Here is a 10,930-nt window from a genome sequence, read left to right on the forward strand (position 1 = left end):
ACAAGTTAATCCTTAAGTAATTTTTGCAAAATACCAAGCTCAAGCTGATGGCGATTTTCCTGTAACCTATTGATAAGTTCATCTTCTTTCTGCCATATACGCTGGAGTTCGATAAGCTGTAATTGAGTTTCAGCAGGGGGAACCGGGATAGCTACATCCAGCAGCGCTGATTTCGTTATTAACTGAATGTTGGTGCCACTCCGATGAAACCACTGCTGAATCATCGGATGGTTTAAAAGCCAGCACACGTATTCAGGGGCAATCTCACTCTCTTTTCTTTTGAGACTAACAATCAGGAACTGGCTGGTAGCAACCACAGGAACCTGACCACGATATACAACTGCCAGATTACGATTCCCTCTGGCGGCAACAACAATCTCCCCCTGTTCAAGAAATGGGGGAGCGATGCGTTGTTCCCACACGACAGTAGGTAGTGCTTTGTCATTAAACTGCCAGTCCTGATCGAGATCTTTAATCTGTAACAGACGCACATCCCCTTCAGGGTCAGGCGTGATTGCTCCCCTTAGAGTGTGGCCTGAACGGATGCCTGCAATTTGGCCTAACTTTTTTAAAGCTGTTGGCATACGGACCCCTGATTCATTGCACCATCCCTGGCGCATCTATTCTTAAGCGTGGCGATTATAAGTTGTTTTTAAGCCATTGAGAGATTTTGTCAGAAAGCCCATACCACGCACCATCTCCCCGCAAACCAGTGACGAGTAGACCGTCATCGTTATCCATAACGGCTTTGAGATAATCGCGAACTTGAGTTGCCGTTTGCTCGGTGACAATAATCCAGGTTGATTCCAGAGGATGACACCAGGTCCCATAAGACTTGATGCGCTCAATAAGCGAGGAATAATCTTTCTGCTTTCGCAGATCGTAAGAAATTTGATAAGCTACCATAGATTTGATCTCCTAATTTAGACGTTTGGGTTTGAGTCAACGCGACAGATTGCAGTCTGTCGCACCTCCCACCTAATCTCTGTAGTTGCTGTACAGAGATAAAAGTGGTGTGGTAAGCCTATGATTGAGCAAAAAGATCAAAATGTAAACTACAAAATAATGCAGTAGCAGACCTACAGAAAGACATTACCGAAGTTTAGGTGTAAAAAAACCGCCCTCTCACGACTCAATCAATTGATTTTAAAAAAATAAAAAACAATCGAATAATAAGAAAACATGCGCAAATATTTTTATAACCCGCGCACTTTTATGCATTTTTGTTAAATAATCTAGGTGACATCATTCAACATTGACGCAAGATTATCCCATACACTTATACCATCTCCCGTCTTCCCTCCAGATAGGGCGCATATTTATACATGCCACAAATGACTTTCCGTTTGCTGGAGACCAAATCGTTCTCGTATGCTAAATTTACTCAGTCTTCAATTTAGCAAAGTCAAACGGACTAATTGATTTTTCTCGATTAATATCCAAATAATCCGCCCACCATTGCACCATCAGTCGCCTTTCCTCTATATGCTCTGCCTTATGAATATAAGCCGCACGTACTGAGTTACGTTCTTGGTGGCTCATTTGCCTTTCTACTGCATCCTTCGACCATAGCCCTGACTCAATCAACGAACTACACGCCATTGTTCTGAAACCATGCCCACACACTTCCACCTTAGTGTCATAGCCCATCACTCGTAATGCGTTGTTAACCGTGTTTTCACTCATTGGCTTTCTAGGATTGTGATCGCCGATAAATATCAATTCATGGTTACCGCTGAATTGATAGATCTGCTTTAAGATCTCAATAGCTTGTCGGCTTAAAGGAACTAAATGAGGTGTACGCATTTTTGATCCGCGATGTGAGTGTTTCACCCCTTCTATCGCTTCGCGTTCAGCAGGGATCGTCCACATGGCATTATCAAAATCGATTTCTTCCCAACGAGCGAAACGCAGTTCACTGGAACGAATAAAGACTAATAAGGTGAGTTTGACTGCAAGTTTAGTTAAAGGTCTTCCCTTATAATCATCGATGCGTCGTAAGAACTCGGGTAGACGTTTGAGTTCTAAAGCGGCTCTGTGGACTCGTTTACCTGTAGCCACAGCACCTGACATATCTTGCGCTGGGTTATAGTCGATTAATCCGCTTTGTACGGCATAACGCATTATCGCCGTCACACGTTGTTGTAAACGTGCCGCCACTTCAAGACGTCTAGACATCTCTACTGCTTTAATCGGTTCGAGTAGGTCACGAGTTTTCAGTTCGGTAATATTGCGTTTACCAATAGCAGCGAAGATATTGTCCTCAAGGCTTTTGAGGACTCGATGGCTATGCCCTTCTGACCACTTCTTATTCGTCGCGTGCCAATCACGAGCAACTTTTTCAAAGGTATTAAATTCTTTTTGTTGCTCTTCTTTCACTTCTTTGCGTTTTTCGCTGGGATCTATCCCGCTAGCGACAAGTTTTCTTGCTTCATCTCGTTTTTCGCGAGCATTCGCTAAGGAGACATCAGGGTACACGCCAAATGCTAACATCTTTTCTTTACCGCCAAAGCGATAACGGAAGCGCCAATATTTAGAGCCATTAGGATGAACCAGAAGAAATAGCCCGTTACCATCTGTTAGCTTATACGCTTTATCTTCAGATTTTGCAGAACGAACCTTAGTATCGGAAAGTGCCATTTTAACTATCCTCGCAGCCGAATTGCGGGTACAAAACTTTATCGAATCGGCATATACCCGCAAATGTACCCACATCATTAACTTGATGTCGGTTGAGTTGAGTATACGTTGGTAGAGTTAAAATGCGAGAGGAACCTTGAAAACACTGGGTTTCAGATACAAAAAAAGATGTCGGTTGACGTCTCTTGATGTTCTTATGGTGCCGAAGGCCGGACTCGAACCGGCACACCCGAAGGCGGTTGATTTTGAATCAACTGCGTCTACCAATTCCGCCACTCCGGCACGAAGTGATGTGTTTCTTGGAAAACGCTGTCATTATACTTGCCTTGTGTCTACTGGCAACACTTATTCGTGAAGTTACAGTTTGTTCGATTAAAAAAAAAGCATATTCCTTAGATCTGATTAAATCACTGGGAAAGCTTCTTTTGTTTATATATCTATTAATGAGTATGTTAACTTCTCCCAAATTATTTTTCTTATCGCAAGGCTCTGTGACTGGCGGCAGGTCATTATTTTTGTTAGTTTATCTGCAATCTAATGTCAATATTTAAGGTTTAATCATGGGTTTTGTTGGGTGGATAGCAACAGGTATCTTTATTGGCATCTTAATTGGTGTCGTAATGAAGATTTTCGCGAAGAAAAAATAATATTGGCTGAAAGGTCATTTGCAAACAATCATATCGGCTGGCTTCCAACATGAAGAAATCATTTCTAAAAATTCTGTCTGTATCTGCATTGTCTTTGGTGTTAATGGCGTGCTCAAGTAAGACAGAAAAAGCACCAAAGTTTCTGCAAAGTAATGATATTGAATCCTCAGATTGGCAGGTTTTTGAGGGAGATAGAAGGACTTACGAGCGCGTCGCTAAGATTGTCGATTTGTATGCTAACCGCATTTTTAATGAAAGCAATGCACGGGGCATGGCAATCATTGTTATCGATAATAATCAGGCGTTGTCACGCTATTATGGTGAAACCGCACCTGGCAATGGTAAAAAACCCGGTCCAAATTCATTAATTCGCATTGCATCAATTACCAAATTAATGACAAGCGAAATATTAATTAAGCTCGAACAGGATAAGAAGCTGTTAATTACTGATCCGTTACAGCAGTATGCCTACCACGGCGTTAATGTGCCTGATAATGCCAGCGGGCAGCCTATTCGCTTATATCATTTAGCGAGCCATACCAGTGGATTACCTCGAGAACAACCCGGCGGAAAATGGGGTCGCCCTGTTTTTATTTGGCCAACTCAAGATAACCGTTGGACATGGCTAAAAACAGGTAAGTTAGATGCGACACCAGGCACAGAAGCTTCTTATTCCAACTTAGCATATGACTTATTGGCTGATGCGATGGTTAAAGCTTCGAGAGTCTCTTATCCCCAATTATTTAACCACTATGTGACATCTCCCGCCAAAATGACGAATACCACTTATACCCCTAACAATGCGCAGTGCGCACTGTTAATGGAAGGAACAAAACCAAGCCCTTGCCATAACACACTCGCGGCAGCAGGAAGTGGTGGCGTGTATTCTACCCCTGCAGATATGCAAAAATGGATGCAGCAATTTTTATCGACAGACAGTAACTTAAGAAAAGTCACCGCAGCCCGTGAGCAAGGTATCTATTTTCCACGCGAAAAGCTTTTGGAAATTAAAGGGATGGATGTTGCAGGCCATGCTGATGGACTCGGCCTTGGGTGGGTGTATATGAAGCCTAAAAACGGCACTCCGGGAATTTATCAAAAAACCGGCGGTGGCGGTGGGTTTAATACTTATATGGCGATGATCCCACAGCAAAATATTGGGATATTTGTGGTAATGACCCGCAAAGATAACAGTAAATTCAGTAAATTAACAATTGGAGTTAACGAACTGCTCGCTTCACTGTCGGCTAACCATGCGTATGGGAAACATTGAAGGAGTACCGCCGAAGCGTTACAAGCAATGGCGAATTACACCCCAACCTTAAAACGTGGATTTACCCGCATTATTACATTAATTGCGACAACAGCCTGAGATATTCAGGCTGTTTTTGATAATTTTCTTAGCCTTTTTTATAATCAATTTTATTAGGTTCTCGATAATATTTTAGTAATGTCATTTACTTATAAGAGTCCATAATGAGAACCAAGAACTCCTCAACAATACTGAACTATCATTCCGAACCACAACGTAAAATTAGCCCAATCGAGTTTAATAACATTCTGAATGATATTAAAAACCACTGTATTAACAGCCCAAAAGAGTTAAAAGCAAGATCAATAACTATCTCAATCCCCAAAAGCTATTCTGATGATTTTGAAATGCTAGCGATTAAAGCCTATCGACAAGAAGAGCGGCGTATTTATCGAGAAGAATGTTCTGCTGCTTTCAAATTCAAAACACATAATGGGATGAAACGAGGCATTTTTTCTTTAGCTCAACAACTGGCTAATAAAAGCGGTGAAAATATTTTAGCGATGGATCCCCAGCCTCACGCAGCCCTCCCCAAAAGAAAATTATTTCGGCCACAACCGCCATTTATCGCCTTTATCAGCGCACTCGGTTATACACTTTTTAGCTAACAGTAAAAAACGCTGAGTTATAACCGCCAAAATAGTTAGCAAAACCATGTCGTTACCTGATAAATATAATAGCTTGGCCCTTCAAGCTATTATTTCACTCTCGATGTCGCTTTATACAATGTTTTTACCTGCCGAAAAGCTAGGATTATTTTCTCTCTCATTTTGTTAAAATAGGAAGTCAGATGAACATATCTTCACTTTTCTCACACCATATACTGCGCCCTTCCACGATTAAACAAGGTAGAGCATCTGAATTAGTTTTACAGCTCAGAAAAATCTATAATCACCACACAGCTTACCCCACTCCCCAGCAGCCTACTCAGATAGAAATCGATCTTAGCCAGCTTAATTATCTCAAACTGGGAAATAATCAAAAAGAGTTAGAAAAAACCGCTGAATATAAACAGTTAGTCGATAACACTCGCCAAAAAGCACAAAATGAATTTACCGAAAAAGTATGGAATCACGCCTACCCTCTTCGTCAGTCATATACCGCTAACGGTGGAATGTTTTCTTACGCCCAACAATTAGCTAACAAAAGCCGTTGCAATGTCATTGGTGTTAAAGGTGAATATGTCCCTGCATTAGAGGGAAACAAGCTGCAATATATTATGTTTCGCCCTCAAAACAAACTGTTAGGGATTATTAGTCACTTAGGTAATGTCCTGCTAAGTCAGCAATGCTAAAAAGAAAAGGGCTGTGAACCCCGAAGACTCACAGCCCTTTATTTGCCTATAAACGGTTATTTTCGTTTAACTAACAATGTGATACTTACTATCAGGAATAGGACGCTTGGCAATGCTGCTGCAATAATCGGTGGCACCGAATACACTAAGCTCCAATTACCGAACCCTTGGTTAAGTACGTAAAAGAGGAATCCCCCCACAATACCTGAAATAACACGAACGCCCATAGGAACGGTACGTAACGGCCCAAAAATAAATGAAACTGCCATTAGCATCATAACTGCCGCAGAAAGTGGTGCGAGGATTTTTTTCCACATGCTCAGCTCATAAACCGCAGCCACTTGGCCACTTTCTTTTAAATATGAGACATATTGATACAGGCCGCGGATTGATAGCGAATCAGCATTCAGTGAAACTATTCCTAGTTTTTCTGGGGTTAGGTTGGTCTTCCAATCCACCGTCAATCGCTGTGAACCTGTGATTTTTTTCTCGCTACTTAGAATTGACTCATCCACTTGAGATAACACCCAAAGCTGATTTGTCGAATCGTACTCACCATTCGCAGCAAACATCACCGACTTCAATTTACGTTGGTCATCAAAACGATAAATCGACACATCTTGAATCGATGTCGCATTATTAATCCGCTGAATATGAATAAAATCATTGGCATCTTTTGCCCACATACCTTCATCTGTCACAACTAATGAGTTACCCACGATTTTTTCTGCGCGATAATTTCTTGCCCACTGTTCTCCCGCAGGTGCGATCCACTCACCAATAAACATTGCGACAATGACCAATGGAACTGCTGTTTTCATCACCGATAATGCGATTTGTAAGCGGGTAAAACCGGAAGCTTGCATGACGACTAGCTCACTACGTGAAGCCAGTGCCCCTAACCCCATGAGTGCTCCCAACAAGGCTGCCATTGGAAAGAAGATATCAATATCTTTTGGGACAGTTAATAAAGTGAATACACCTGCGCTCAATGCCGTATAGTCGCCATCACCCACTTTGCGAAGCTGCTCGACAAATTTAATGATCCCTGCCAGTGAAACGAGCAGAAATAGCGTCACTAAAATCGAATTTAAAATGGTTCGACCGATATACCTATCTAAAACACCAAACATCAGGCAACCCCTTTACTCAATTTAAGACGCATACGTCTCATTGGGACGGTATTCCACGCATTTAGGACTATCGCTAATATTAAATACCCCACATTCACCGCCCACATAGTATACCTTGGGTCAAGGTCGCCTTTATCAGCACTATTACGCAATGTACTTTGTAATAAAAAGAAAATGAGGTATAGCAGCATCGCTGGAAGCATACTTAATACCCGTCCCTGACGTGGATTAACTTCGCTTAATGGCACGACCATCAAGGCCATGACGACAACGGAGAATACTATCGTTAAGCGCCAATGGAACTCCGCGTTCACTTCAGGAGTATTTTCAGACCACAGTTGTAGCATATTTTTTTGCTCGACTCGGTCACTACGCGTTTCTGCGGTTTGGTGGTCAACAATAGCTTGGTAATTAACAAAGTCAGTTATTCGAAAATCTCGCAATAACGCGGTTCCTTCATAGCGAGTACCTTCGTTTAAAACAACGACTTGTCGGCCATCGGGGTCTTCTTTCATATAACCGCTATCAGCCACTACAACTGAAGGCCGTTGTTCATTTGCAGCGCGTAGCTGTGCAAGAAATACGTTCTTGAAGTTGCTACCTTTTACATCACCAATGTACAGGACATAATTGCCATCTTTAGTGGTTTTAAATTGCCCTTCCACCATCGCAGCTAGCCCAGGGTTCGCTTTCGCATCAGCCAATACTTGTTCTTGATATTGCGATGACCATGGTAACATCCACGTGATATTAGCCACCGCAACCATTGCGGTAATGACCGCTAGGACTAACGCGGCTTTTACTAAAACACTTTTACCTAAACCGCAGGCATGCATTACCGTGATTTCACTTTCAGTGTAAAGTTTACTGTAGGTCATCAAAAGCCCAAGGAATAGGCTCAAAGGTAAGATAAGCTGCGCCATTTCAGGCACACCTAACCCCAGTAAAGGAAGTACTAAGTTTGAGGGAATGTTGCCCTGAACCGCAGCGCCAAGAATATCTATCGACTTCTGGCTAAAAAAGATTAGCATCAATACAAAAAGTATGGCTAACTGACTTTTCAGGGTTTCCCGTACCAAATATCTAATAATGATCACGCTTATTACGCCTGTGAAAACTTGTCTTTTGGGAAGAAAATGGCTAAGTTCGTTCGATGTCTGCCATTTACTAACATATACTCTAGTTTATTGTATGGCTACAATGATATAAAAGCATTCTCTATACTGGTTGAAATATCAGAACATGCTTAATATTCGAGAAACCAGATATACCCGCCATACTTCATGGTGTATCGCAATTAACAGCATACAACGTGAGCTATTTCGCGTATAGATGGTTAGTTTAACATAAAGAGTTCATTCTCTATGAGGTAGATCATGCGAAACGCTAATTTTAGCGGGAGCATCGGCCTTTGTCTTTAAGATTCAGGAGAACGCATGGAGTTTAGTGTAAAAAGTGGTAGCCCGGAAAAACAACGCAGCGCTTGTATTGTTGTCGGAGTCTTTGAACCACGCCGTCTGTCCCCAATTGCTGAACAGCTGGACAAAATCAGTGACGGATATATCAGCGCCCTGCTGCGCCGCGGCGAACTTGAGGGTAAAGTGGGGCAATCCCTGCTACTCCATCATGTGCCCAACGTTCTGTCTGAACGCATTCTACTTATCGGTTGTGGTAAAGAACGCGAATTAGATGAGCGCCAATTTAAACAAATTATTCAGAAAACAATCAGCACGTTGAATGAAACTGGCTCAATGGAAGCCGTCTGCTTCTTAACTGAATTACACGTTAAAGGCCGCAATAATTACTGGAAAGTGCGCCAAGCCGTCGAAACAGCCAAAGAATCACTGTATGTGTTTGATCAACTGAAAAGTAATAAAACAGAACATCGTCGTCCACTGCGTAAACTGGTTTTCAACGTGCCAACTCGCCGTGAATTGACCAGTGGTGAACGTGCTATTTCCCATGGTTTAGCGATTGCTTCAGGTGTTAAAGCGGCAAAAGATTTAAGTAATATGCCACCAAATATCTGTAATGCAGGTTATTTAGCGTCTCAAGCACGTCAATTAGCAGATATTTCAGACAGCAAACTCACCACTCGAGTCATTGGTGAAGAGCAAATGAAAGAGTTAGGAATGAACGCCTATCTCGCGGTGGGTCAAGGTTCACAAAATGAATCGCTGATGTCCATCATGGAATATAAAGGCAATCCAGATCCCGACTGCAAACCTATCGTACTCGTTGGCAAAGGGTTAACCTTTGATTCCGGCGGTATTTCAATTAAACCATCCGAAGGCATGGATGAAATGAAATACGATATGTGCGGTGCGGCTTCTGTTTACGGTGTAATGCGCTTTATCACTGAATTGCAGTTGCCAATTAATGTCATTGGGGTATTAGCAGGCTGTGAAAACATGCCTGGTGGGCGTGCTTATCGTCCGGGTGATATTCTTACTACCATGTCTGGGCAAACCGTTGAAGTCCTCAATACGGATGCCGAAGGCCGTTTAGTTCTGTGTGATGCACTCACCTATGTTGAGCGTTTTGAACCTGAGCTAGTTATTGATATCGCGACCTTAACAGGGGCTTGTGTCATTGCATTAGGCAGTCACTACACTGGGTTGATGTCAAACCACAACCCATTGGCTCATGAGTTATTAAACGCGTCAGAGCAAGCGGGTGACCGTGCATGGCGTCTACCACTGGCTGATGAGTATTTTGACCAAATCACGCCTAATTTTGCTGATTTAGCCAATACAGGTGGCCGTCCTGCTGGTGCTATCACCGCAGGTTGCTTCTTGTCTCGCTTTGCCACGAAATATAACTGGGCACACCTTGATATCGCAGGGACTGCTTGGCGTTCAGGTGCAGCAAAAGGCGCTACTGGTCGCCCTGTCTCCATGCTAGCGCAGTTCTTATTGAACCGTGCAGGCCTTAATGGTGATGAGTAATCTCATTTAACGCTTTAGCTGTACATCACTCGTAAAAATATCCCGATGAGCATTTATGCGACTCGGGATATTATTTTTGGTTTTTTGATACACCAAGAAAGCCATTTTGAGGCAGCTATAAAAAAGGTTATAATTCAACATAGACATAATTCTGCGCTTAGTTACCAAAAACGTGTAGCCAACCCCCCCTACAAATTGAAGGATGGCAATTTAAGCTATACCCTAAATAATTCAGTTTGTAGGTAGGCGGCAAGCAATTGAGACCTTAGGAGCATACAAAAGTATGTGACTAAGGCGAAAGTGCGTAGCCAACACCCCTACAAATTGAAGGATGGCAATTTACGCTATACCCTAAATAATTCAGTTTGTAGGTAGGCGGCAAGCAATTGAGACCTTAGGAGCATACAAAAGTATGTGACTAAGGCGAAAGTGCGCAGCCAACACCCCTACAAATTGAAGTATGACGGGTATATGAAAAAAGGTACATTTTACCAACTAAAACAGGCATCACCACATCCTGAACTTGAAGCCCATGAATGGCTAGCTTGTGAGCTTGCCGCACAAATGTGGCGCAGTGGAAAGCGTGTTTTAGTTGCTTGCGAAACACAGCAACAAGCTGAAAAGATTGATGAGGCCTTGTGGCAACGCGATCCACACCAGTTTGTCCCGCATAATTTGGCGGGTGAAGGGCCGCGTTATGGTGCACCGATTGAAATTTGTTGGCCTGCTAAACGGGGAAATACCCCACGCGATGTCCTGATTAATTTACAAAATCAGTTCGCAGATTTTGCCACGGCTTTCCATGAAGTGGTAGACTTCGTACCTATTGATGAAACTTTAAAACAGTTGGCGCGTGAGCGGTATAAAACTTACCGTAGCGTCGGCTTCAATTTGACTATGGCGGCGCCGCCAACTTACTGAATACAAAAAGATAATGGAAAAGAAACCAGATAGCC

General features: G+C 42.6%; 10 protein-coding genes and 1 tRNA gene. 5 read left to right on the forward strand and 6 right to left on the reverse strand.

Annotated elements, in window-relative coordinates; translation table 11 throughout:
• Positions 1 to 5: 5 nt before the first annotated feature.
• The 4 genes from PZ638_RS18765 to PZ638_RS18780 form a co-directional block, all read right to left on the reverse strand.
• Entirely contained in the window at positions 6 to 584 is a 579-nt protein-coding gene (locus tag PZ638_RS18765; RefSeq protein WP_275612243.1) for a restriction endonuclease subunit S, read from the reverse strand.
• Positions 585 to 639: 55 nt separating this feature from the next.
• Positions 640 to 906 (reverse strand): hypothetical protein, encoded by a 267-nt coding sequence (locus PZ638_RS18770; protein ID WP_275612244.1) that lies wholly within the window; start codon positions 904 to 906, stop codon positions 640 to 642.
• Between the two features lie 474 nt (positions 907 to 1,380).
• Complete coding sequence (locus tag PZ638_RS18775; RefSeq protein ID WP_275612245.1) at positions 1,381 to 2,640, reverse strand: tyrosine-type recombinase/integrase; 1,260 nt, start codon at positions 2,638 to 2,640, stop codon at positions 1,381 to 1,383.
• 197 nt (positions 2,641 to 2,837) lie between these two features.
• A tRNA-Leu gene (locus PZ638_RS18780) sits at positions 2,838 to 2,922 on the reverse strand.
• Between the two features lie 414 nt (positions 2,923 to 3,336).
• On the opposite strand from PZ638_RS18780, the gene ampH reads away from it, so the two are divergent.
• The 3 genes from ampH (at position 3,337) to PZ638_RS18795 (ending at position 5,893) form a co-directional block, all read left to right on the forward strand.
• Positions 3,337 to 4,560, forward strand: a complete 1,224-nt coding sequence (gene ampH / locus PZ638_RS18785) for a D-alanyl-D-alanine-carboxypeptidase/endopeptidase AmpH (RefSeq protein WP_144139663.1) — start codon at positions 3,337 to 3,339, stop codon at positions 4,558 to 4,560.
• Positions 4,561 to 4,763: 203 nt separating this feature from the next.
• Entirely contained in the window at positions 4,764 to 5,207 is a 444-nt protein-coding gene (locus PZ638_RS18790) for a hypothetical protein (RefSeq protein WP_136134054.1), read from the forward strand.
• Between the two features lie 182 nt (positions 5,208 to 5,389).
• Entirely contained in the window at positions 5,390 to 5,893 is a 504-nt protein-coding gene (locus PZ638_RS18795; protein ID WP_144139666.1) for a hypothetical protein, read from the forward strand.
• A gap of 56 nt (positions 5,894 to 5,949) precedes the next feature.
• On the opposite strand, the gene lptG is transcribed toward PZ638_RS18795, so the two are convergent.
• Both lptG and lptF read right to left on the reverse strand, forming a co-directional pair.
• Positions 5,950 to 7,026: an LPS export ABC transporter permease LptG gene (lptG, locus tag PZ638_RS18800; protein WP_004264322.1), complete on the reverse strand. Its 1,077-nt coding sequence runs from the start codon at positions 7,024 to 7,026 to the stop codon at positions 5,950 to 5,952.
• Positions 7,026 to 8,123, reverse strand: coding sequence for an LPS export ABC transporter permease LptF (lptF, locus tag PZ638_RS18805; protein WP_036958756.1), 1,098 nt, complete (start codon positions 8,121 to 8,123; stop codon positions 7,026 to 7,028). The genes lptG and lptF overlap by 1 nt, the downstream gene beginning before the upstream one ends.
• A gap of 339 nt (positions 8,124 to 8,462) precedes the next feature.
• Here lptF and pepA point away from each other — a divergent pair, with 339 nt between their 5' ends.
• Together pepA and PZ638_RS18815 are read left to right on the forward strand one after the other, a co-directional pair.
• On the forward strand, positions 8,463 to 9,974 hold the full coding sequence (pepA, locus tag PZ638_RS18810; protein WP_004264329.1) for a leucyl aminopeptidase: 1,512 nt from the start codon (positions 8,463 to 8,465) through the stop codon (positions 9,972 to 9,974).
• 471 nt (positions 9,975 to 10,445) lie between these two features.
• The gene (locus PZ638_RS18815; protein ID WP_036958827.1) at positions 10,446 to 10,895 is read left to right on the forward strand and encodes a DNA polymerase III subunit chi; all 450 of its coding nucleotides are present in this window, start codon (positions 10,446 to 10,448) and stop codon (positions 10,893 to 10,895) included.
• The last annotated feature ends 35 nt before the right edge of the window (positions 10,896 to 10,930 follow it).

Source organism: Providencia hangzhouensis, from assembly GCF_029193595.2.
Classification (GTDB): domain Bacteria; phylum Pseudomonadota; class Gammaproteobacteria; order Enterobacterales; family Enterobacteriaceae; genus Providencia; species Providencia hangzhouensis.